21 protein-coding genes and 1 pseudogene are annotated in these 21,356 nt (G+C 75.8%); 12 read left to right on the forward strand and 10 right to left on the reverse strand.

Translation table 11 applies throughout. From position 1 onward, the window contains the following. The first annotated feature begins 407 nt into the window (after nucleotides 1–407). The gene (locus RM844_RS04020; protein WP_019434894.1) at nucleotides 408–575 is read left to right on the forward strand and encodes a DUF3117 domain-containing protein; all 168 of its coding nucleotides are present in this window, start codon (nucleotides 408–410) and stop codon (nucleotides 573–575) included. 98 nt (nucleotides 576–673) lie between these two features. Here RM844_RS04020 and RM844_RS04025 read toward each other — a convergent pair whose 3' ends face one another. Next, nucleotides 674–1,387 carry an O-methyltransferase gene (locus RM844_RS04025; protein WP_311665314.1) on the reverse strand — a complete coding sequence of 238 codons (714 nt, stop codon included), beginning with the start codon at nucleotides 1,385–1,387 and terminating at the stop codon, nucleotides 674–676. 109 nt (nucleotides 1,388–1,496) lie between these two features. Between RM844_RS04025 and sigE the strand changes: the two genes are divergently transcribed. From sigE to RM844_RS04050, 5 genes are all read left to right on the forward strand, one after another. Beyond that, a complete protein-coding gene (sigE, locus tag RM844_RS04030) occupies nucleotides 1,497–2,312 on the forward strand; it encodes an RNA polymerase sigma factor SigE (protein WP_311664797.1) in 816 nt (271 codons plus the stop codon). Then, entirely contained in the window at nucleotides 2,309–3,181 is an 873-nt protein-coding gene (locus RM844_RS04035) for an anti-sigma factor family protein (protein WP_311664799.1), read from the forward strand. The genes sigE and RM844_RS04035 overlap by 4 nt, the downstream gene beginning before the upstream one ends. Nucleotides 3,182–3,252: 71 nt before the next feature. Continuing rightward, nucleotides 3,253–4,761: a S1C family serine protease gene (locus tag RM844_RS04040; protein WP_311664801.1), complete on the forward strand. Its 1,509-nt coding sequence runs from the start codon at nucleotides 3,253–3,255 to the stop codon at nucleotides 4,759–4,761. 164 nt (nucleotides 4,762–4,925) lie between these two features. Next, a complete protein-coding gene (locus RM844_RS04045) occupies nucleotides 4,926–5,441 on the forward strand; it encodes a sec-independent translocase (RefSeq protein ID WP_311664803.1) in 516 nt (171 codons plus the stop codon). A 131-nt stretch (nucleotides 5,442–5,572) separates the two neighbouring features. Next, a complete protein-coding gene (locus RM844_RS04050; protein ID WP_311664804.1) occupies nucleotides 5,573–6,253 on the forward strand; it encodes a hypothetical protein in 681 nt (226 codons plus the stop codon). A 57-nt stretch (nucleotides 6,254–6,310) separates the two neighbouring features. On the opposite strand, the gene RM844_RS04055 is transcribed toward RM844_RS04050, so the two are convergent. Next, nucleotides 6,311–7,486 (reverse strand): Mrp/NBP35 family ATP-binding protein, encoded by a 1,176-nt coding sequence (locus RM844_RS04055; RefSeq protein ID WP_311664807.1) that lies wholly within the window; start codon nucleotides 7,484–7,486, stop codon nucleotides 6,311–6,313. Nucleotides 7,487–7,645: 159 nt separating this feature from the next. On the opposite strand from RM844_RS04055, the gene RM844_RS04060 reads away from it, so the two are divergent. Then, nucleotides 7,646–8,362, forward strand: a complete 717-nt coding sequence (locus tag RM844_RS04060; protein WP_311664809.1) for a hypothetical protein — start codon at nucleotides 7,646–7,648, stop codon at nucleotides 8,360–8,362. A gap of 21 nt (nucleotides 8,363–8,383) precedes the next feature. On the opposite strand, the gene RM844_RS04065 is transcribed toward RM844_RS04060, so the two are convergent. Both RM844_RS04065 and RM844_RS04070 read right to left on the reverse strand, forming a co-directional pair. Next, nucleotides 8,384–8,917: a hypothetical protein gene (locus RM844_RS04065; RefSeq protein WP_311664811.1), complete on the reverse strand. Its 534-nt coding sequence runs from the start codon at nucleotides 8,915–8,917 to the stop codon at nucleotides 8,384–8,386. A 649-nt stretch (nucleotides 8,918–9,566) separates the two neighbouring features. Continuing rightward, nucleotides 9,567–10,325 carry a ferritin-like fold-containing protein gene (locus RM844_RS04070; RefSeq protein ID WP_311664813.1) on the reverse strand — a complete coding sequence of 253 codons (759 nt, stop codon included), beginning with the start codon at nucleotides 10,323–10,325 and terminating at the stop codon, nucleotides 9,567–9,569. A gap of 303 nt (nucleotides 10,326–10,628) precedes the next feature. Here RM844_RS04070 and RM844_RS04075 point away from each other — a divergent pair. Beyond that, nucleotides 10,629–12,309 (forward strand): annotated as a pseudogene (locus tag RM844_RS04075) (DEAD/DEAH box helicase). 112 nt (nucleotides 12,310–12,421) lie between these two features. After that, on the forward strand, nucleotides 12,422–13,354 hold the full coding sequence (locus RM844_RS04080) for an alpha/beta fold hydrolase (RefSeq protein WP_311664815.1): 933 nt from the start codon (nucleotides 12,422–12,424) through the stop codon (nucleotides 13,352–13,354). A gap of 15 nt (nucleotides 13,355–13,369) precedes the next feature. Here RM844_RS04080 and RM844_RS04085 read toward each other — a convergent pair whose 3' ends face one another. The 6 genes from RM844_RS04085 to RM844_RS04110 form a co-directional block, all read right to left on the reverse strand. After that, on the reverse strand, nucleotides 13,370–14,212 hold the full coding sequence (locus RM844_RS04085) for a PHP domain-containing protein (RefSeq protein ID WP_311664817.1): 843 nt from the start codon (nucleotides 14,210–14,212) through the stop codon (nucleotides 13,370–13,372). 37 nt (nucleotides 14,213–14,249) lie between these two features. Next, nucleotides 14,250–14,888: a DUF6758 family protein gene (locus tag RM844_RS04090; protein ID WP_311664819.1), complete on the reverse strand. Its 639-nt coding sequence runs from the start codon at nucleotides 14,886–14,888 to the stop codon at nucleotides 14,250–14,252. A 43-nt stretch (nucleotides 14,889–14,931) separates the two neighbouring features. Next, a complete protein-coding gene (locus RM844_RS04095) occupies nucleotides 14,932–15,540 on the reverse strand; it encodes a suppressor of fused domain protein (RefSeq protein ID WP_311664821.1) in 609 nt (202 codons plus the stop codon). A gap of 148 nt (nucleotides 15,541–15,688) precedes the next feature. Beyond that, the gene (locus RM844_RS04100; protein WP_311664823.1) at nucleotides 15,689–15,916 is read right to left on the reverse strand and encodes a DUF3107 domain-containing protein; all 228 of its coding nucleotides are present in this window, start codon (nucleotides 15,914–15,916) and stop codon (nucleotides 15,689–15,691) included. Nucleotides 15,917–16,035: 119 nt separating this feature from the next. Then, nucleotides 16,036–16,665 (reverse strand): TetR/AcrR family transcriptional regulator, encoded by a 630-nt coding sequence (locus tag RM844_RS04105; protein ID WP_311664825.1) that lies wholly within the window; start codon nucleotides 16,663–16,665, stop codon nucleotides 16,036–16,038. Nucleotides 16,666–16,795: 130 nt separating this feature from the next. Continuing rightward, nucleotides 16,796–17,038, reverse strand: coding sequence for a hypothetical protein (locus RM844_RS04110; protein WP_311664827.1), 243 nt, complete (start codon nucleotides 17,036–17,038; stop codon nucleotides 16,796–16,798). 142 nt (nucleotides 17,039–17,180) lie between these two features. On the opposite strand from RM844_RS04110, the gene RM844_RS04115 reads away from it, so the two are divergent. The 3 genes from RM844_RS04115 (at nucleotide 17,181) to RM844_RS04125 (ending at nucleotide 21,022) form a co-directional block, all read left to right on the forward strand. Continuing rightward, the gene (locus RM844_RS04115; RefSeq protein WP_394814425.1) at nucleotides 17,181–18,140 is read left to right on the forward strand and encodes an alpha/beta fold hydrolase; all 960 of its coding nucleotides are present in this window, start codon (nucleotides 17,181–17,183) and stop codon (nucleotides 18,138–18,140) included. Between the two features lie 9 nt (nucleotides 18,141–18,149). Continuing rightward, nucleotides 18,150–19,226 carry a DUF3152 domain-containing protein gene (locus tag RM844_RS04120; RefSeq protein WP_311664829.1) on the forward strand — a complete coding sequence of 359 codons (1,077 nt, stop codon included), beginning with the start codon at nucleotides 18,150–18,152 and terminating at the stop codon, nucleotides 19,224–19,226. A 194-nt stretch (nucleotides 19,227–19,420) separates the two neighbouring features. Beyond that, nucleotides 19,421–21,022 (forward strand): glycosyltransferase, encoded by a 1,602-nt coding sequence (locus RM844_RS04125; protein ID WP_311664831.1) that lies wholly within the window; start codon nucleotides 19,421–19,423, stop codon nucleotides 21,020–21,022. The last annotated feature ends 334 nt before the right edge of the window (nucleotides 21,023–21,356 follow it).

Consider the following 21,356-nt stretch of genomic DNA (forward strand, 5'->3'; position numbering starts at 1 on the left):
TTCCCAGGGTGGAACACCGCGCGTCCGCACGTCCGGTCACCCGGAATTGTGACGCGCATCTCCGGGTGCCCGCTCCGCGCCCGCCGATTCGCCGGCGGAGTCCGCGCGAGCCCCCGGAATCCGTGGCGAACGGGCGGTCCACCCCGGTCACCTCGGGCTTCGCCCGGCCCGGCGGCGATCGAACGGCCCGGCCCCGCGCGCCCGGGGAGAACGCCGGGAGAGAACCTCGGTATCGCGACCCAATCCCCGAATTGAGTGGTTTTGCGTGTGTGCGTTGCCGAAGGGAGACCGCCCAATGTTGGTCATGAGGCCCATTCATGCGGGATAATGAAGCCAAGCAATGTGTTCGACGCCGACGGCGCTCGCGTCATCGGCTGCGACGAGCTGGTTCAGGAAGGGGAACGAGCATGGCGGCCATGAAGCCGCGGACGGGCGATGGTCCGCTTGAGGTGACCAAGGAGGGGCGGGGCATCATCATGCGCGTTCCGCTCGAAGGCGGTGGCCGACTCGTTGTCGAGCTGACCCCGGACGAGGCGGTCGCACTCGACGAGGAGCTGAAGAAGGTGACCGGCTGACGCCGCCGCGTTCCGCGTTGATCCTGTCGGCGCCGCCCCGGAGCACGTTTCCGGGGCGGCGCCGCCGCGTCTGTCCCGGGCCGGTGGGGCGTCCGGGCTCAGCTGCGGGCGGCGCAGAGCAGGCCGTCGCCGACCGGCAGCAGCGCCGGCGCCAGCTGTGAGCTCTCCCGGACCGCCCGCAGCAGCTCGCGCAGCCGGCGCACCTCGGTGGGCGCGGCGGCCGAGTCCACGGTCCGGCCGCCGCCGAACACCCCGGCGAAGCACACCAGTCCGCCGGGCCGCAGGAGCCGCAACGATTCTGCGAGACACTCCAGGTACTCCAGCCGGTCCCCGTCGCAGAAGACCAGGTCATAGCCGCCGTCGGTGAGCCGGGGCAGGACGTCCAACGCGTGCCCCGGGATGATCCGGGTGCGGTTGGCGGCGAAGCCGGCCAGCCGGAACGCCTGCCGGGCGAACTGCTGCCGCTCCGGCTCGATGTCGACGGTGGTCAGCACCGCCTCCGGGCGCATCCCGGTGAGCAGGTGGATGCCGGAGACCCCGGTGCCGGTGCCGATCTCCACCACCGCCCTGGCCCCGCTGACGGCGGCCAGCAGCCGCAGCGCGTCGCCGGTGCCGGGGGACACCGCGCGCACCCCGGCCTCGCGCGCCCGCTCACGGGCCCAGCCCAACGCCGTGCCCTCGGCGCTGTCGGCGTCCGGTGCGCCATAGGCCTCGGCGAACGCCCAGCTCGTCAGCCGGTTGCCGGTAATGGCTTTCTCCTGTCCCCGTCTGTCACGCGCCTTGACTGTATCGACTTCGGGTGGGAACCGGATGCCCGGCTCTGACGTTGGTCAGGACAGTCGGCCCTGTCGTCCCGCCGTCGGGCGGTCGCCGGCAATGCCGGTCAAAAATGCTTATCCGGAGCTAACGGGCGAGGTGGCTATGGTTGGGACTCCACTGGACACCACCAGAGCCGACAGGGGAGGTGCGGCCACGTCCACTGGCCGGGGGATGCTCTCGCGCATCCGACGGACCATCGGCGGGCCGAATTCCGTGACAGACACTGCTGACAGCGACCGAGCGCAGGCCACCACCGAGCCGGCCGACGGCACCACCACCGCCGTGGCCACCTTCAGCGCGGGCGCCGACAGCCAGGGCTGGGCCCCGCCCAGCTGGGAGGAGATCGTCAGCACCCACAGCGCGCGGGTGTACCGCCTGGCGTACCGCCTCACGGGCAACCAGCACGACGCCGAGGACCTCACGCAGGAGGTCTTCGTCCGGGTCTTCCGTTCCCTGTCGACCTACACCCCCGGCACCTTCGAGGGCTGGCTGCACCGCATCACGACCAACCTGTTCCTGGACTCCGTGCGCCGCAAGCAGCGGATCAGGTTCGACGCGCTCGGCGAGGACGCGGCGGACCGGCTGCCCAGCCGCGAGCCCACCCCGCAACAGCACTTCAACGACACGCACTTCGACGCGGACGTGCAGCACGCGCTGGACACCCTGGCCCCCGACTTCCGGGCGGCCGTGGTGCTCTGCGACATCGAGGGCCTCAGCTACGAGGAGATCGCCACCACCCTCGGGGTGAAGCTCGGCACGGTCCGCAGCCGCATCCACCGGGGCCGTTCCCACCTGCGCAAGGCCCTGCGGCACCGCTCGCCCGAGGAGCGCGTCGCCCGGGCGACGGTGGCCGAGGCCGAGCCGGCGCTCGCCGCGGCGCCGGGGTCCGCCGGATCAGTGGAAGGCGCGATGGAGTGACCGCAGCCCCGGAGACAGGACCGGCCGACCGTCACCTCGGAGAGAGCCTCGCCGCCCTGGTGGACGGCGAGCTGTCCCATGACCACAGGGACCGGGTCCTGGCCCACCTGGCCACCTGCGGCCACTGCAAGGCCGAGGTCGAGGCCCAGCGGGCCCTGAAGAACGTCTTCGCCACCGATCCCCTTCCCACCCTCTCGGCGGGCCTGCTGGCCCGCCTGCAGAACGTTCCGGCCGACAGCGACCTGGGCGCCGGCCCGCCCCGCCCCGAGCCCGCCCCCAGCCGGGAGTCGGGCCCGCCCGCCGCCGGCACCCCGCCCAAACGGCCGGGCGCGCTGCGGCTCGATCTGCTGCCGGGCGGTCGGGGTCGGTCCTGGCTGTCGACCCCCGCCGGGTTCGGCGGGGGTTCGGGTTTCCGGATACACGAGCCGGTGGCCGCCCGGCTCCCGCGGGGCCACCGGCTCGCCTTCGCGGCGGCCGGCGCGGTCTCCCTCGCGGCCTTCGCCATCGGCGGTGCCGTCACCGGCGCCGGCACCGGAGAGGACCGGGTCACGGCGGCGCCCAGCGCGATGGCCGCCGGTAGCGGGGTCGCGGCCAGCCCCGCGTTCCATCCGCTGGCCGGCACCGAGGAGGAGGCCGCGCGGCGGCAGGCCGCCGCCGCGGTGCTGCCGGTCTCCGACCTGAGCGAGCCGACCTTCCAGGCGGGCGTCCACCGGCAGTTCACCCTGCTGGGCAGCAGCCTGCCCGCCTCCCACGGCCCCTCCCCGGTGCCCAGGGCGACCCCACCCGCGACCACGGCCGAGCCGGTGATAGGCCCGCTCCGCCCCGAGCACACCAGCTCCAGCGCGCTGGGCGCCGTGCGTCCCCGCTGAGTTACTCAGACCGACCTGGTTGAATGCAGCCCCGAGAGCAGGATGGCGCGGACACGATGGGGACGGCAGCCATGGACAAGGGGAACGGCGTCGAGCGGCGGAGCACGGCCCCCGGCGGCTGGGGTTCTCCGGAGGGCGTGAGCGCCGACCGGCCCGCCGCCGGGCCCGAGCCGGTCGGGTTGGCCAAGGGCGCCGAGGCGGCGCGGCCGGCCGAGGCGTCCGCCGCCCCCGACGACCCGGCGGAGGACCCCTACGGCACGCCGCCCTACGGCCAGCCGGGCCCCTGGGCCCCCGCGCCCCCGGTGCAGCGCCCCGACCCGACGCCGCCCGCCGGTACCAGGCTGCCGGCGGACGGCGGCAGCCTCGGCGGCCAGGCCGTCCTGGCCGGGCCGCCGCCCGCCGCGCCGCACCGCTACGACCCCTGGGCCGTCCCGCCGGCCGCCGGTCTCCCGCCCGCGGCGCCCGCGGTCGCCGCCCCGGCCGGGCCGCCGCCCGCCCGCCCCCGGGCGGCCGCGCTACTGGCCGGCGCGGCCCTGGTCGCCCTGCTGGCCGGCGTGATCGGCGGCGTCGTCGGCGTCCAGCTGGAGCGCAACGGCGCCTTCAGCGACGTGCGGCTGCCGCAGTCCCCGGTCGACTCCTCGGCCACCCCGAGCGGGAGCATCTCCGGCATCGCCAGCGCGCTGCTGCCCGGCGTGGTCACCCTGCACGCGCCGGGCGGCTCGTCCGGCACCGGCTTCGTGCTGGACGAGCGGGGCCACATCCTGACCAACGCGCACGTGGTTGGCGGCGGTGCGGGCAGCGGCACGGTGGAGGTCACCTTCAGCAGCGGGGACACGGTCCGCGGCTCGGTGGTCGGCCGGCACCGCGGCTACGACCTGGCGGTGGTCCGGGTCGACGGCGTCGCCGGGCTGACCCCGCTGGGCCTGGGGAACTCGGACGGCGTCCGGGTGGGGGACCCGGTGGTCGCCATCGGCTCCCCGTTCGGCCTGGCCGGCACGGTCACCTCGGGGATCATCAGCGCCACCGAGCGGCCGATCACCGCGGGCGGCGAGCAGGCCGACGGCTCCGACATCAGCTATGTCAACGCCCTGCAGACCGACGCCCCGATCAACCCGGGGAACTCCGGCGGGCCGCTGGCCGACGCGGACGGCCGGGTGATCGGCGTCAACAGCGCGATCCGCAGCGTGGACAACGGCGGCCTGGAGGCGGGCAGCGTGGGCCTCGGCTTCGCCATCCCGATCAACCAGGCGAAGGACGTCGCCGAGCAGCTGATCAACACCGGGCGGGCGACGCACCCGGTGATAGGGGTCACGCTGGACACCCGCCACACCGGCACGGGCGCCCGGGTCGGCAGCTCGACGGACGATCCGGCGGTGGTGCCCGGCGGTCCGGCGGACGAGGCCGGCGTCCGGGACGGCGACGTGATCACCGCGGTGGACGGCGACCGGGTCCGGGACGCGGACGAGCTGATCATCCGGATCCGCAGCCACCGGCCGGGGGACGAGCTGGTGCTGACGGTCGAGCGGGACGGCCGCGAGCTGGAGCTGACGGCGGTGCTCGGCGAGTCCGACGGCGACTGACGCGGCCGGCGCCGGTGACGGGCGGGCGGCCGCCGGATGACGGCGGGCCGCACCGCCGGCGACCGGTGGACGTTCCGCCCGAATCCCCGCCCCGGTGGTCTCCCCCTGCCGTGGGGGCCGGGGTACCGTGGCCATCTACTCGTTGTGCGTGAGGGAGCTGTCAGGTGTTCTTCGATATAGGGTCCCTAGAGTTCATCACGCTGATCATCCTGGCCATCATGGTCTTCGGGCCGGAGAAGCTGCCCAAGATGATCCGCGAGGTGACGGACTTCATCCGCAAGGTCCGGAACTTCTCCGACAACGCCAAGCAGGACATCCGTTCGGAGCTGGGCCCGGAGTTCAAGGACTTCGAGTTCGAGGACCTCAACCCACGCAACTTCGCCAGGAAGCACCTGCTGGAGAAGGACGAGTTCGGTCTGCGGGAGCTGGCGAACGACCTGGACGTGCGCAAGGAGCTGACCGAGGTCACCGACGCGGTCAACGGCCGGACCACCCGGCCCGCGGGGCAGCGGCCCGGCGCCAACCGGCCCACCACCAGCCTCGCCAAGCAGCGCACCGGCTCTCCCGGCACCGGCGGGTCGGGCGGCGCGGCCGGCTCCGTCCGGCTCAGCAAGAACGGGGACGCCGCGGGCGGGACGCCGCCCGCCGAGGCTCCGCCGTTCGACGCCGACGCCACCTGAGTGGATCCGGCCCCTTTGGGGCATATGCCGGCCCATGCTTCCCGGGGGCGCCCGACAGGGGCGAGCCGGGTGGCTATCCTCCCTATGTCCGGGGTGTGCCCAGGACGAGGGCAATGAGGAGGCGTCGGCACATGGAGACGACGAGTCGGGCGGAGCCGCACGACGCGGCCGGCGGCGATTCCGGTCGAGGCGACACCAGGGGGGTGCCCGGCCCACGTCCGGTCATCGAGGGCTATCTCGCGGCCGACTTCCCCTGGTACGGGCTGGACGACGCGTTCACCGGCGCGCGCTGGCTGACCCAGGTGGGCACGGACGCGAACGGCTCCGTCGAGCACGGTGCCACCGGCCACGGGCAGGAGCCCACCCTGCGCGCCGAACTCGGCCACGAGGACCAGCGGTTCGCCATGGTGGTCACGGTCGCCGACCGCCCGGTGCGGCGCAGCCCCGACGGCACCGGCCTGCTGGAGGCCACCTCGCCGTCCTCGGCCGCCTGGCTGGCCGGCTCCGGCCTGCTGGCCTGTACCTGGCCGGCCCAGATGGAGCGCGCGCTGCGACAGGACTGGCTGGAGCAACAGACCAACATCGCCTGGGAGTTGGCCGACGACCTCGACGGCGGCGGCTGGAGCCGGCTCTCCCTGCCGGTGGACGGCGTGCCGACCCCGTTCCACTACCGTGAGTCGGAGTACGGCTGGGTGCTCGCCGGGGCGGCGCCGCACGGTGTGCACATCGGCGCCTACGGCCGCGGGATGAGCGCCTACGGCCTGGGCTTCGCCGTGGTCAAGGACATCGAGAGCTACTCGGTGCGCGGCTGAGCCGCCGCGCCCCGCGCCCCACCGGCCGGCCGACACCGCGGGCGGCCGGTCACCGCGTCAGAACTTGCCGCGCGGGGTGATCCCCAGGGACATGCCGGCCAGGCCGCGCTGCCGGGCGCCGAGCGACGAGGCGATCGAGCGCAGCGCCACCCCGGCCGGCGACTCGGGGTCGGAGAGCACCACCGGCCGGCCGTCGTCGCCGCCCTCCCGCAGCCGCACGTCGATCGGGATGCTGCCCAGCACCGGCACCTTGGCGCCCGTCGTCCTGGTCAGCCCCTCGGCCACCCGCTCGCCACCGCCGGTGCCGAAGACGTCCACCAGCTCGCCGCAGTGCGGGCAGGGCAGGCCCGCCATGTTCTCCACCACGCCGACGATCTTCTGGTGCGTCTGCACCGCGATGGAGCCCGCCCGCTCGGCGACCTCGGCCGCCGCCTGCTGGGGCGTCGTCACCACCAGGATCTCCGCGCCCGGCACCAGCTGCGCCACGGAGATGGCGATGTCGCCGGTGCCCGGCGGCAGGTCGAGCAGCAGCACGTCCAGGTCGCCCCAGTAGACGTCGGCGAGGAACTGCTGGAGCGCCCGGTGCAGCATCGGGCCGCGCCACACCACCGGGGCGTTGCCCGGCGTGAACATCCCGATGGAGATCACCTTCACGCCCTGCGCGGTGGGCGGCATGATCATGTTCTCCACCTGGGTGGGGCGCGCGTCCGTGCCCAGCATCCGGGGCACCGAGTGGCCGTAGATGTCCGCGTCCACCACGCCGACCTTCAGCCCGTCGGCCGCCAGCGCCGCCGCCAGGTTCACCGTCACCGAGGACTTGCCGACGCCGCCCTTGCCGGAGGCCACCGCGTAGACCCGGGTCAGCGAGCCGGGCTTGGCGAACGGCACCTCACGCTCGGCCTGCCCGCCGCGGAGCGTGCTGGCCAGCTCCTTGCGCTGCTCGTCGCTCATCACGTCCAGCTCGACCGACACCTCGCTGACCCCCGGCACCGCGGCGACCGCCGAGCGCACGTCCGTGGTGATGGTCTCCCGCATCGGACAGCCCTGGACCGTCAGGTAGATCCCGACCTCGACCCGGCCGTCCGTCGCGACGGCGATCGACTTCACCATGCCGAGGTCGGTGATCGGGCGGTGGATCTCCGGGTCGTTCACCCGCCGCAGCGCGGCCCGCACATCGTCCTCGGTGGGCAGGGTGCCGGTGGCGCCGGTCGCAGGGGGAATGTCGGTAGCCATGCCCCGATGGTACGGCTCGGGACGGTCGCCACGGGACCGCCCCCGCACCGGCGTCGCCGGCTTCCCGGTACGCTGCCGCAGACCCAGCGCCCAACTGGAGGAGAGGCAGTCGCCGTGCCAGCTCGTGTCCCCCCTTCGAACTCCAGGTGGCGCAGGGGCGTGGCGGCCCTCGCCGCCGGTCTGACGCTGCCGCTCGCCGCCACTGGTTGCGGCGGCCCCGAGGAGGAACCGCCCCCGGAGACCAACGGGATGGAGGCGCTGCCCCCCGAGGACATAGAGGCCCGCGCCCGCGAGGCGGCGATCGCCGCGGCCACCGTGCGCCTCTCCGGCACCGTCGTCGCCGAGGGCCGCTCCTACCGGCTCGACATGCGCATCGGCCCCGACGGCGGCGTCGGCCAGGTGTCGGAGGACGGCGCCACCTTCGAACTGCTGCGGATCGACGACCAGATGTACCTGCGGGCCGACGCCGACTTCTGGGCGACCGAGGGCCTGCCCGAGGAGCTGGAAAGCGACCCGACCCAGAAGCTCGACGGCAAGTACGTGCTGGTCGCGCCCGACGACCCGGCCTACGTGGAGCTGGCCGGCTTCACCGAGAAGGAGTCGCTGCTGGAGGCGCTGCTGGCGCTGGACGGCGAGCGGACCGTCGGCGAGGAGAGCGAGGTGGACGGGACGCCCACCATCCAGCTGGAGGCCGCCGGCGGCGCCGGCGGCGTCATGGACGTCTCCCTGGACGGCGTGCCCTTCCCGCTGCGGCTGCACCGCGGCGGCGACGCGGGCGACCTGCTGCTCTCCGACTGGGACCAGGAGTTCAGCCTGGTCGCCCCGGCCGAGGACGAGATCGTCGACTACGGCGACGAGGTGCTGCGCGAGGAGTAGGGGCCACCCGGCCGTCGGCGGTCAGCGCCGGCGGCCGGCGCGGCGCCGGGTGGGCAGCCCGCTGGGGGTCGCCACCCGGGTGCTCGCCGGGGTGGGCAGCGGAGCCGCGGCCCCGCTCTCGGCCGGCATGGCGCCCGGCCGTTGGAGCGGCTCGCCCGCCGGGCTCAGCCGCAGGACCCGGCACTCGGCGGCCCACCGCTCGGCCAGCGTCGCGGTGTCCGTGGCGTTCAGCCGCCGGCCGGCCAGCTCGGCGACGGCCGGCGCCCAGGCCGGGTCGTCGGGCCCCGGCTCGGCCACCTCGGCCGGCCACACCACCAGCCGGCCACCCCGGTCCTTGCTGCGGCAGCTCACCGTGGCCCGCGCACCGGCCACCAGTCCCAGCCCGTCCAGGGGCTGCTCGCCTGGCCCGCCGACCAGCCACACGGCTCCCTCGTGCCACGCGTGCCAGAGCGGGCGGGGCGGGCCCTCCGGGCCGCGCACCCAGACCAGCGCGGACTTCCGCGCCGACTCCTCGATCAGGGCCCGGTCGAAGCCGGGGTCCGCCGCAGTCGCCATGCCGCGAGCCTAGGGCCTGGCCGGCCGATCCACGAGGCCCCTCCGGGGGTTGGGCGGCCGCCGTGCCGCGGGTACGGGTGCGGCGTCGCGGGGTCCGGGGGTTTCCGGTGGGACCGGGCGGCCGGGCCGCGCCGCCGGCTGCCGCCGGGCGAGGGTGTGGGGTGCCGGGCTGCGCCCAGCGCCCCGCTGCCGGGTCGGCGTCCCCGTCGTCGGGGACGGGGCCGGCCCGAGCCGGACTCGGGCCTCCGGCCGCCGCCGGGGCTCCCCGCTGGGGGCCGGGTAGCGGTCGTGCCGGGGCCGCGTCGGGGGCACGGTGCTGGGCCGAGCCGGGTGTCCCGCGGCCGGGGCGGGGGCGACCGGCGCCGGGACGGTGTCCGGGCGTGGCGGGTGGCTTGGACGCTGGTCGCGCTGTCGCCGGGGCCGGTGGGTGCCACGCGGAGCGGCGGGTGGTCGTGGCACCGGTGCGCCCGGGCCTGGCTGGTGCGACTCCGGACCGGGGAACCGCCGGGCGGCTCTGCCGGACCCGGAGCGTGGCCGAGGGCTCCTCTCCCGGTTCCGGCGGCGGACCGGGGCCCCGCCCCGACGACGGGGCCGGCGGTGTCCGGCCGGGGCGCCCGGGGCCGGAACCCGCCCCGGCGCGGGTGCGGGGTCAGGCGGAGAGGCCGAGGGCGGCCATCCGCTTGGTGTGCGCCTCGGTGATCCGGGAGAACATCCGGCCGATCTCGGCCAGGTCGAAGCCGTCGGCCACGCCGCCGACCAGCATCGTGGAGAGCGCGTCCCGGTCGGCCACCACCCGCTGCGCCTGGGAGAGCGCCTCGCCCATCAGCCGGCGGGCCCACAGCGCCAGCCGGCCGCCGACCCGCGGCTCCGCCTCGATCGCCGAGCGCACCTTCTCCACCGCGAACGAGGCGTGCCCGGTGTCGTCCAGCACCGCCAGCACCAGCTGCCGGGTGTCGGAGTCCAGCCGGGAGGCCACCTCGCGGTAGAAGTCGGCCGCGATGGCATCCCCGACGTACGCCTTGACCAGGCCCTCCAGCCAGTCGGACGGGGCGGTCAGCCGGTGGAACTCGTCCAGCGGCGCGACGAACGGGCGCATGGCGTCCGTCGGGTCCTCGTCGATCTGCCGCAGCCGCTCGGTGAGCCGCTCGAAGTGCTGGAACTCGGCCGTCGCCATCCGGGCCAGTGCCGCCTTGTCGGCGACCCCGGGGGCCAGCTTGGCGTCCTCGGCCAGCCGCTCGAAGGCCGCCAGCTCCCCGTAGGCCAGGGCACCCAGCAGGTCGACCACGGCGGCCCGGTACCTGGGGTCGGCCGACGCCTCGGCCCAGTCGCTCGCGGCGATCCCGGTGGGGGCCGCCTCGGCGGACTCGTCGGCGGCGGCTTCCTCGGCGGGGTTCTGCGGCGTCTCCATGGCCATGCAGGATAGTCCCAGGGCAGGCCGGTGGTGCCCGCTCCCGAGCATCGGTCCGTGCGGGGCCGGCGGTCCGGTCGCACCGGCCCTGACACATGTGCGTCGTTCCGAGGTACAGTGCTAAGGAGGCCCGCCCAGGTGCGGCGGTCCCACTTCCCAAAGCTGGAGTCTCCTGGGCCCGGGAAAGCCGCGTCCCAGGGTCCCTGCGGATGTCCGGTCGGTGGCCCGATCGGCTCCGACCGACCAGCCCTCACGCGGCTTGTGCCCCCGCACGAACCGCGCTCCGAGGGGCCCGCTCGCGCGGTGCGTGCGCTTGAGCGAGACGACCGGGTCCCGCGCCGGCCAGCCGGCCCTCCCAGGCCGCCGGGCAGCGGCGCGGTCCACAGACCCGCCTCGCCGCCGTGTGCCGCGTCACACAGAAGAGGCAAGCACGCTGTCCGCTACCACCACATTCCGAGATCTCGGGATTCTGCCCGAGACCGCCGAGGCCCTTGAGGCCGTCGGCATCGTCACCCCGTTCCCCATCCAGGAGATGACCCTGCCGGTCGCGCTGGCCGGCACCGACGTCATCGGGCAGGCCAAGACCGGCACCGGCAAGACCCTCGGGTTCGGGCTGCCGCTGCTGGAGTCCGTCACCGTGCCGGCCGACGTCGAGGCGGGCCGGGCCGCCCCCGAGGAGCTGACCGACGCGCCGCAGGCGCTCGTCGTCGTCCCCACCCGGGAGCTGTGCCAGCAGGTCACCAACGACCTGCTGACCGCCGGCAAGGCGCGCAACGTCCGGGTGCTGTCCATCTACGGCGGCCGCGCCTACGAGCCGCAGGTCGAGGCGCTCAACAAGGGCGTCGACGTGGTCGTCGGCACCCCCGGCCGGCTGCTGGACCTGGCCGGGCAGCGCAAGCTGCGGCTCTCCGAGGTGCGCTGCCTGGTGCTGGACGAGGCCGACGAGATGCTCGACCTCGGTTTCCTGCCGGACGTCGAGCGGATCATCGAGCAGCTGCCGGCCAAGCGGCAGACCATGCTCTTCTCCGCCACCATGCCCGGCCAGGTGATCGGGCTCGCCCGGCGCTACATGAGCCAGCCCACGCACATCCGTGCCACCGCGCCGGACGACGAGGGCGCCACTGTGGCCAACATCACCCAGCACGTCTACCGGGCGCACTCCATGGACAAGCCGGAGCTGGTCTCCCGCATCCTCCAGGCGGAGAGCCGCGGGCTGGCCATGGTGTTCTGCCGCACCAAGCGCACCGCGGCGGACGTGGCCGAGCAGCTGACCCGCCGGGGCTTCGCCTCCGGCGCCGTGCACGGCGACCTCGGCCAGGGCGCCCGCGAGCAGGCGCTGCGCGCCTTCCGCAACGGCAAGGTCGACGTGCTGGTCTGCACCGACGTGGCGGCCCGCGGCATCGACGTGGACGGCGTCACGCACGTGATCAACTACCAGACGCCCGAGGACGAGAAGACCTACCTGCACCGCATCGGCCGCACCGGCCGGGCGGGCAACGCCGGTACCGCCGTCACGCTGGTGGACTGGGACGACATCCCGCGCTGGCAGCTGATCAACAAGGCGCTGGAGCTGGCGTTCCACGAGCCGCCCGAGACCTACTCGACCTCGCCGCACCTCTTCGCCGAGCTGGGCATCCCCGAGGGCACCAAGGGCACCCTGCCGCGCGCCGAGCGCACCAGGGCCGGCCTGGCCGCCGAGGAGGTCGAGGACCTGGGTGGGCCGCAGGCCAAGCGCGGTGGCCGGCGGCCGGGCGCCGCCCCCACCGCCACCGCCGAGCCGCGCCGGGCCGCCAGGCCCAAGCGGCAGCGTCGCCGCACCAGGGGCGGCGAGCCGGTCGGCGCGCACGAGGCCGCGGCGGCGGAGCGGCCGGCCGCCGAGCCGGCGGGCGCGCCGGCGGGCGCGGCCGAGGGCGCGCCGCGCACCCCGCGGCGGCGGCGTCGCCGCACCAGGGGTGGGAGCGGCGCGGCGCCGAGCGCCGACTGAGGCCGGACGCCCCGATCGTGGCCAAGGCCCGCCCCGTGACGAACCGGCGGGCCAAACGCCGGTCCGGCGCCCGGTCTCCGGTCGCCGGCGCCTGGCGGTTACTGTTTCGAAGGTGAGCAGACCGCCGTTCCTGGTCCCGCCCGCCGGGGTGCGGGCCTATCCCCTCGTCACCCGACGCGGCGCGTTCGCGGTGCTGGACATCGCGCCGGCCGGCCCGCCGTCGGGGACCGCGCTGCTGGTGCCCGGCTTCACCGGCAGCAAGGAGGACTTCATCGCCCTGCTGGCGCCGCTGGCCGCCGCCGGCTACCGCGCGGTGGCCGTGGACGGGCGCGGGCAGTACGAGTCGGCGGGTGACCTGGCGCGCCGCTCCTACGCGCTCGGCGCGCTGGCCGAGGACGTGCTGGCGCAGGCCGAGGCGCTCGGGGCGCCCGCCGTGCACCTGGTGGGCCACTCGCTGGGCGGCCTGATCAGCCGGGGCGCGGTGCTGCGGGCCGCGGCCGCGGGCCGTTCGCCGTTCGCCTCCCTGACCCTGATGGCCTCCGGGGCCGGCCGGATCGCGCGCGGGCAGCGGTGGCGGGCACGGGCGCTGGGTGCCGGCCTGCCGGTGCTCGGCCAACGGCGGCTGTGGTGGGTGCTCCAGCCGAAGGCGGAGACCTCGGAGCTGTGGAACTTCCTGCGCGGGCGCTGGCTGGCCAACTCGCCGGCGCAGCTGCGCAGCACCGGCCGGACCCTGCGCTACGAGCCGGACCGGGTGGCGGCGCTGGCCGCGACCGGACTGCCGGTGCACGTGCTGTCCGGGGAGCGCGACCTGGCCTGGCCGGTGGTGGAACTGGACGTGATGGCCCGACGGTTGCGCGCTCGCCGCACGGTGATCGCCGGGGCCGAGCACTCGCCGAACGCGCAGCGGCCGACCGAGACGGCGGCGGCGCTGGCGGACTTCTGGGCGGCCGTCGGGAACGGCCCGGGCGTGGCGGCCGCGGAGCGCTCGGAGGCGCCGGCGGCCGCGGAGTCCACGGAGCCCACCGGGCCCGTCGAGGGCGGCTGATCGGCCGCCCTCCGGTCAGCCCCGCAGGACGGTGCCGGCGGTGGGGCGGGCCAGCAGCGCCTCGTAGGTCTCCGGCGCGGTGGTGTTGAGGCCGAGCGGGCAGGGCTTGCGGGAGCCGTGGTAGTCGCTGGAGCCGGTGGCCAGCATGCCCAGGTCGGCCGCCAGGCCGTGCAGCCGGTCCCGGGTGGCCGCGTCGTGGTCGTAGTGGTCGGCCTCCACGCCGTCCAGGCCGGCCTCGGCGAGCCTCACGATGGCGCTCTCCGGCACGCAGCGCCCGCGCTTGACCGCCAGCGGGTGCGCGAAGACCGCGACCCCGCCGGCCCGGTGGATCATCCGCACGGCGGCGAACGCGTCCAGCTCGTGCTTGCCGACGTGCGCCCGGCCGCCGTCGCCGATCCACTCGGCGGTGAACGCGGCGGAGATGTCCTCGATCACGCCGGCTTCCACCATCGCGGCGGCGATGTGCGGCCGACCGATCGAGCCCTGGGCCAGCTCGCGGACACGCTCCCAGGTGATGGGCACGCCCAGCTCCCGCAGCCGCGCCACGATGCCCTGCGCCCTGGGCACCCGGTCGTCACGCAACAGGTCGCGCTCGCGGGCCAGTTCCGGCTCGTCGGGGTCGAAGAGGTAGGCCAGCATGTGCAGGCTGACGCCGTCCAGCCGGCAGGACAGCTCGGCGCCCGGCACCAGGGTGAGCCCGGCCGGCAGCGCGGCGGCGGCCTCGGCGTGGCCGGCCACCGTGTCGTGGTCGGTCAGGGCGAGCACGTCGAGCCCGGCCGCGGCGGCGTTCCGCACCAGCTCGGCCGGGGAGTCCGTGCCGTCGGAGGCGGTGGAGTGGGTGTGCAGGTCGATGCGCACCCGCCCAGGATACCGGCGGCGCCGTCCGGCTCGGCGGTCAGTCCAGCAGCCGGGGGGAGAGCGCCCCGCTGGGCACCAGGGCCAGCTCCGAGCCCGCCTGCCTGAGGTCGGCGAGCACCAGCTCGTCGTGGAGCATCAGGCTGGAGCGCTCCGGCCAGATCACCGCCCAGAGCCACAGGCCCAGCGCCTCGCCGGCGAACACCGCGCGGTCCTCGGGCACGCCCTTGACCGGCCAGAGCGGGGTCGGCCGCCCGGCGGCCACCACCTTCACCTCGGGCGGCTCGTCGAGTCGTGGCCCCAGGCCCGGGTCGGGGCCGGGCAGCCCGGCGTACCTGGCGCCCAGCCCGACGCCCAACTCCTCGGCCACCAGCAGTAGTTCGCCCGGACCGCCGAGCGGTCCCGGGCCGGTGCAGGCCAGTACGGTGGCCCGGCCGCCGCTGACGTCGTCCCCCGCGCTGGTCACCCCGGTGAAGAGCCAGCCGACCGGCAGCGGCCAGGGCATCCACAACGGAACCCTGGACCGGTTGGCCACCGCCGCGAGCGCGTCCGCGCTCGGCGGGACCACGGGTTGCAGCGGATGGACGGCGCCGTGCGCCGCGCACTGCCACGTGTCAGCGAACAGCCCGGGTGCCCGCACCTGGCCCCCGCACTTCGGGCAACTTGGTTCGCCCCTCATGGGCACCTACGGTCCCGCCGCCGGGGGCCGCCGTCAAGCTGGCTCACCCGTCGAGGGCAACCGCCAAACGGGTGGGATCTCTCAGATCGGTGCCTCGGGCGAGCCACCGCTCCTGGAGCGCGTCGGCCCCACGGGCCCGTTTCCACGCGGCCTCCGCCGGGGTCATCGGCAGCAACGGCAGGAAGCGCACCGGCGAGCGCGGCTCCGGCAACTCCAGGTCGGGCACCAGCCCGCCACCCTCCCCGACCAGCACCGCGTGGAACGGGGCGCCCGGCCACAGCGGCTCCGGCAGCTCCAGCGAACCACCCGGCGCCACCACCAGACCCTCGACCTGCGGGGTCGCCGCGAAGGTGGCCAGCGCCCGCAGCACCCGGTCGGTGTCGGCCCGGCCGGCCCGCAGGCTCAACACCAGCTCGGCGCGCGGCCCGCGGTCCTGGTCGGCCACCGCCGCCGTGGGGTCGGCCATCGGCGCGGCCGACATCCCGAACGTGACATAGCGGACCAGCCCCTCGTCGGGGACCAGGTAGCGCAGCACCTCGATCCGCTCGGTGCCCAGGAAGGTGACCGCCGCCCGGGCCTCCGGCTCGCCGAGGACGGCCCGCAGCCGTTCGGCGACCAGTTCGAGCACGGGCGCGGGGCGGGGGGTGTGCATGCCGTTCACTCCACGGGGTGGGTCGGGGCCGCCCGGGGCACGAAACGACGGTGGCCGGGGCCCGTTCGGGCCCCGGCCACCGACCGGGCGCGTCCCCAGCTGTCGTGGGCGCCGCCCGGAACGTCCGGCCGGCGTCGCGCGGACGCCTTCAGAGCGCGCCGAAACCAATCTGACGAGCGGTCTGCCGGCCGATCTCCACATAGGCGAGCCGGTCCCCCGGGACCACGATCTTGCGGCCCTGAACATCGACCAGGGTGAGCAACTTCCCGGTGCCGGAGAGCGCGTCCGCCACGGCGCCCTCCACCTCCTCGGCAGACTGTCCGCTCTCAAGAACGATCTCGCGCGGCGTGTGCTGTACGCCGATCTTGATCTCCACGGCTTGTCCCTCCGCTGGTCATCCACGTGCGCGATGGTCCGCGCCGTTCTGGAGCACAGGTTAACCGTGCCGACCTGACGGCCGTCGCGGATCGGCCACGCCCTCAGCGAACAGTCGACTCAGTGCTGCTGGATCGGGAAGCCGGCGACGCCCCGCCAGGCGAGGGAGGCGATCAGGCCGTAGGCCGCCTCGCGGGGGACCTTCTGGCCGGTGCTGAGCCAGTGCCTCGCGGTGACCTGGGCCATCCCGCAGAGGCTCACGGCCAGCAGCATCGACTGCTCGCTCGGCAGGTCGGTGTCCTCCGCGATCACCGCGCTGACCAGCTTGGCGCAGTCGTAGGAGACCTGGTCCACCCGCTCGCGCACGGTCGGCTCGTTGGTCAGGTCGGACTCGAAGACCAGCCGGAACGCGCCGCCCTCGTGCTCGACGTAGGCGAAGTACGCCTCCACGGTGGCCGCGACCCGCAGCTTGTTGTCGTTGGTGGAGGCCAGCGCCTGGCGCACGGCGGCGACCAGCGCCTCGCAGTGCTGGTCGAGCAGGGCCAGGTACAGCTCGAGCTTGCCGGGGAAGTGCTGGTAGAGGACCGGCTTGCTGACGCCGGCCCGCTCCGCGATGTCGTCCATCGCCGCCGCGTGGTACCCCTGGGCGACGAACACCTCCTGCGCCGCCCCCAGCAGCTGGTTCCGGCGGGCTCGACGCGGCAGGCGGGTGCCGCGAGGGCGGGCCTCGGTCTGCTCTGTGGCTGTCACGCCGCCTCCCGGACTGCTCTCGGTTGCGCGCTGGGCGCCGTTCGTGTGGTGCTCCGTGCCGTCATCGTACGGTCGAGTCGTTGCGGAGCGTGCATCGTGTGGGCATGATTTCACTCTGTGGACAGGCGGCTCAGCGGTACTCGTCGTCGCCCGGATCCACCACCCGGGCCTGTTCGGCGACGTCGGCCGAGTCGGACTCGGCCACCCCGCGTTCGGTCAACGGGGTGTCCCGCGACGTCAGCAGATCGAGCCGTTGCTCGGCGGCGTCCTCCCGGGGGGTCTCCTCGGGCAGCTCGTCCGCGTACCGCTCCTCGTCACCCGCGTCCGCGAGGAACTCGTCCAGGGACTCGGGGTCGGTGGGCTCCTGTGTCATCGAATGTCACCTCCGGGCGACCGACGGGTAACCCCAGCCTAGGCGCGCCGGCGCCGCGGGGCGAACGGAGCGGTGTCGTACGGGCGCTGGCCCGCGGCACCGTTGGGTTCCCTGACGGTGCCGGGCTCGTACTATGGCCCCCATGCCATCCACCGAAGAGCAGCGCGTCGAGGCCGCGCTCGCCGCAGCCGAGGGCTGGCCCGGGGTGCGTGCGGGGGAGACGATCAGGACCGTCTCGCGGCCCGGGATGACGCTGGCCGTCCGCCGCCGCGCCGCCACCGTCGACGGTCTGGAGCCCGCGCTCTTCGTGCACGGCCTCGGCGGCTCGTCGCGCAACTGGTCCGCGCTGATGGAGCTGCTGGCCGGGGACGTGGAGTGCGAGGCGCTCGATCTCCCGGGATTCGGTGCCTCACCGCCGCCGGAGAACGGCGACTACTCGATCTACGGGCACGCCCGGGCGGTGCTGCGCGAGCTGGAGAGCGCCGGGCGCGGCCCGGTCCACCTCTTCGGCAACTCGCTGGGCGGCGCCGTGGTCACCCGGGTCGCCGCGCTCCGGCCCGACCTGGTGCGCAGCCTGACCCTGGTCTCGCCGGCCCTCCCCGAGCTGCCGCCGCAGTGCTCGGCGCTGCCCACCGCGCTGCTCGGCGGGCCCGGGATGAGTCGGCTGTTGCCGCGTCTGACGCGCGCCTCGTCGCCCGGGCAGCGCGCGCGTGATGTGCTGTCGCTGTGCTACGGAGACCCATCCCGCATCACCCCGGAGGAGTTCTCGGCCGCCAAGGCCGAGCTGGAGCGCCGCCAGTCGCTCCCGTACTTCTGGGACTCGCTCACCCGCTCCGCCCGGGGCCTGGTCAACGCCTACACGCTCGGCGGCCAGCAGTCCCTGTGGCGGCAGGCGGAGCGCGTCATGATGCCGACCCTGTTGGTGTACGGCGGGCGGGACCGGCTGGTCTCGCACCGGGTGGCCGGTCGGGCCTGCCGGGCCTTCGGCGCGGCCCGGCTGGTGCTGCTCCCGGACGCCGGACACGTCGCGATGATGGAGTACCCCGAGCTGGTGGCCGACGCGTTCCGCGAGTTCCGCGCCACTCCCACCGGACGGGGCTGAGGTCGCCGGATGGAACGTCGTGACGCCCGCCTTCCCGCGCCAGGGCAGCCGCTCGGCCCGGGCCACGAGGGGCCGCGTCAGGAGTATCTGGACGCCTTCGACCCGCTCGGCCCGGCGGCCGGGCCGCCGCCGCACGACGGGCTCGTCGGGGGTCCGCTGGTGCCCGGGCAGCGCTCGGGTCCGCCCCGGCGCGAAGGCGACCCGGTGACCGCGCCGGAGCCCGAGGAGCGCCTGGGCCGGGCGCAGCGCCGGGAGCAGCGCAAGCGCGCCGGCCGGGAGAGCTGGGGCCGCTCGGCGGCCGGGGTGACGGCGGCGGCGCTGGCCACCGTGCTGGTGGTGCTGGTCGCCGGCCAGCTGGCCAGGCCGGACGACGACGCGGGCGCGCCGGGCGTGGCGGACGACGAGCGGATCGCCCTCGACCCGGACCAGGGCGACGACCGGCCGCGGCCGTCCGCCGACGAGGAGCCCGAGCCGGAGCCGCCGACCTTTGACGAGCTGCTGGCCAGCACCTTCCCACTGGACCCGGAACTGACCGGATCGGGTGAGCTGGTGCCCGTCCCCGGCAGTGAGCCGGCCGCCGACGCGGAGGCCACCACCATGCTCCGCTACCGGGTGGACGTGGAGGAGGGGCTGGGCATCGACGCCGAGTTCTTCGCCGAGGTGGTGCACCGCACGCTGAGCGACGAGCGCAGCTGGGGCAACAACGGCGAGCGCGGCTTCGCCCGGGTCTCCGACGGGGACCACGACTTCGTGGTGACCCTGGCCAGCCCCGGCACCACCGCCGACTGGTGCGCCAGGTCGGGGCTGGACACCACGGAGGACAACGTCTCCTGCAACTCGTCGAGCACCGAGCGCGTGATGATCAACGCCTGGCGGTTCGCACAGGGTTCGGAGACCTACGGCGACGACATCGCCAACTACCGCCGGATGCTGGTCAACCACGAGGTGGGGCACCGGCTGGGCTACGGCCACGCGGTCTGCCCCAGCGAGGGCGCGGTGGCCCCGGTGATGATGCAGCAGACGAAGTTCCTCACCATCGACGGCGTCACCTGCGAGCCCAACGCCTGGCCGCACCCGGACAACTGACGGCGCCGGGCCGGCGGTGGTCCGGCTCGGCCCGTCGGGCGGCTCGAACGAGCCGGCGCTGGCGAGGTCACGATTATTCACCCCTTCCGGTGGCTTGGTGGACAACCGTCCGGCGAGCCTTGCCCTCCCGGACATAGCGTCTCCTCGCTGAGTCCCGACGGCCCGTCCGGAAGACGGAGTGAGGGGGTGCGCCGGTGCGCGTCGCATTGCTCACCGAGGGTGGCTATCCGTATGCCCAGGGCGAGTTGGTCGCCTGGTGCGAGCGGCTGGTGCGCGGGCTGCCCTGGCACGACTTCGAGGTGCGGGCGCTCAGCAGGGGCCGGCAGCAGGCCAGCGGGCCGCGCCGGCCGCTGCCCGAGCAGGTGCGGCTGGTCCGCACGGCGCGGCTGTGGGGGCCGCCCCCCGGCGGCCGCCCGTCCCGGCTGGCCGGCCGTGCCTTTGCCGAGGCGTTCGAGGAGTTAACCGCGGGGCTCACCGATGACCGGGCGGCCGGGACGGGCGGCGGGCCCGGGGCCGGTGCTGCCCAGGCGGACCGTTTCGCCACCGGGCTGCGCGCGCTCGCCGACCTCGCCGCCCGGCACGGCGGGCTCGCCCGCTGGCTCGCCTCGGAGCCGGCGGTCGCCGTGCTGGAGGCCGCCTGCCGCCGGCCCGGCGTCCCCCGGGCGGCGGTCGGCGCCAGCGTCGCCGACCTGCTGACCGTCGCCGAGCGGATGGAACGCGCGCTGCGTCCGCTCTCCCTCGACTGGTACGGCGGCGCGGCCGACGACCCGGGACTGGGCGCGGTCGACCTCTGCCACGCGGTCGGCGGCGGCCCGGCCGCGCTGCCCGGCCTGCTGGCCCGCTACCTGCACGGCACGCCGCTGCTGGTCACCGAGTTCCGGGTGCGGCTGCGCGAGCACCATGTGGCGGCGCTGGCCGGCTCGGCCGGCCACACGGTCCCGCCCTCGGCGGCCAGGGCTCCGGTGCGCGCGCTGCTCGCCGCTTTCCAACTCGGCCTGGCCCGCGCGGTGTACGCCGCCGCCCAGCTGATCACCCCCGGCGACGCCCGGGCCGGCCGCTGGCAGCGGCGCTGCGGCGCCGAGCCGGCCCGGCTGCGGCAGCTCTGGCCCGGGATCGACACCCGCGAGCTGCTCGCCGTCGCGGAACGGACCTCGCCGGCCCCCGTCCCCCTGCTGGTCGCCGCCGGCCCGGTGGACGAACACGGCGACGCCGACGGCCTGTTGCGCGCCTTCGCCCGGGTCCGCGAGGCGGAGCCGGCGGCCCGGCTGCTGCTGCTCGGCGGTCCGCCGCCCGAGCCGGGCGGGGTGCCGGCCGCCCGCTGGTGCCCGCCGGGCAGCGTCGAGCACCGGCCGGCGGCCGACCCGCCGGCCCGCGCCGCCGGCTGGGCGGCGGGCGCGGTGGCGGTCTGCGCCACGGTGCCGGACGGCTTTCCCACCGCGCTGGTCGAGGCCATGTGCTGCGGCCGGCCGGTGGTGGCGGCGGACCGCGGGGCGGCGGCCGAGGCGCTGGGCGGCACCGGCGTCCTGGTGCCGGCCGGCGACCCGGTGGCGCTCGCCGAGGCCACCCTCGCGTTGCTCCACGACCCGGCCCGGCGGGCCGCGCTCGGCGCGGCGGCCAGGGCCAGGGCGCTGGAGGTGTTCGCGGTGGAGCGGAGCCTCGCGGCGCTGGACGCCGGCTACGCCGAGCTGGCCGGCCGCGCGGCGGCGGCCGGGCGCGTGGTGCCGGCCTGGGCCCGGCGCACCATAGCCGAGCACCCGCCGCCCGGCGTGCTGGCGACGGCCGAGGAGCGCCCGTGACCAGCCCGACCGACCCGCGGCACCCGACCAGCCCCGACGACCTGGCGGGCCGGGCCGGCCCGACGACTCGGCGGCTGCCGGCCGCCCCGGCGAGCCAGGACGGCCCGTCGGGTGTGACGGGCCCAGCCGGCCCGGGGGGCCAGCGGAGCCCGACGAGGCCGGTCAACTCGGCCGGCCAGGCCGGCCAGGCCGGGCCGACGGGTCCGGGCGGCCCCGGGGGCCCAGTCGGCTCGGGCGTGCCGAGTTCGACTGGCCTGTCCGGCCCCTGCCGTCCGGCCGACCCGGCTGGCCAGGTCTCCCCGACAGGTCCGGGCGGCCCCGGGGGCCCGGCCGG

It is taken from the genome of Streptomyces chisholmiae (assembly GCF_031845445.1).
GTDB lineage: Bacteria > Actinomycetota > Actinomycetes > Streptomycetales > Streptomycetaceae > Streptomyces > Streptomyces chisholmiae.

Bases quoted from the DNA above. Each gene is read 5' to 3' on its own strand.
- RM844_RS04020 (WP_019434894.1), top strand. From the start codon at position 408: ATGGCGGCCATGAAGCCGCGGACGGGCGATGGTCCGCTTGAGGTGACC.
- sigE (WP_311664797.1), top strand. From the start codon at position 1,497: ATGGTTGGGACTCCACTGGACACCACCAGAGCCGACAGGGGAGGTGCG.
- RM844_RS04040 (WP_311664801.1), top strand. From the start codon at position 3,253: ATGGACAAGGGGAACGGCGTCGAGCGGCGGAGCACGGCCCCCGGCGGC.
- RM844_RS04050 (WP_311664804.1), top strand. From the start codon at position 5,573: ATGGAGACGACGAGTCGGGCGGAGCCGCACGACGCGGCCGGCGGCGAT.
- RM844_RS04055 (WP_311664807.1), bottom strand. From the start codon at position 7,486: ATGGCTACCGACATTCCCCCTGCGACCGGCGCCACCGGCACCCTGCCC.
- RM844_RS04065 (WP_311664811.1), bottom strand. From the start codon at position 8,917: ATGGCGACTGCGGCGGACCCCGGCTTCGACCGGGCCCTGATCGAGGAG.
- RM844_RS04070 (WP_311664813.1), bottom strand. From the start codon at position 10,325: ATGGAGACGCCGCAGAACCCCGCCGAGGAAGCCGCCGCCGACGAGTCC.
- RM844_RS04090 (WP_311664819.1), bottom strand. From the start codon at position 14,888: ATGAGGGGCGAACCAAGTTGCCCGAAGTGCGGGGGCCAGGTGCGGGCA.
- RM844_RS04095 (WP_311664821.1), bottom strand. From the start codon at position 15,540: ATGCACACCCCCCGCCCCGCGCCCGTGCTCGAACTGGTCGCCGAACGG.
- RM844_RS04110 (WP_311664827.1), bottom strand. From the start codon at position 17,038: ATGACACAGGAGCCCACCGACCCCGAGTCCCTGGACGAGTTCCTCGCG.
- RM844_RS04115 (WP_394814425.1), top strand. From the start codon at position 17,181: ATGCCATCCACCGAAGAGCAGCGCGTCGAGGCCGCGCTCGCCGCAGCC.
- RM844_RS04120 (WP_311664829.1), top strand. From the start codon at position 18,150: ATGGAACGTCGTGACGCCCGCCTTCCCGCGCCAGGGCAGCCGCTCGGC.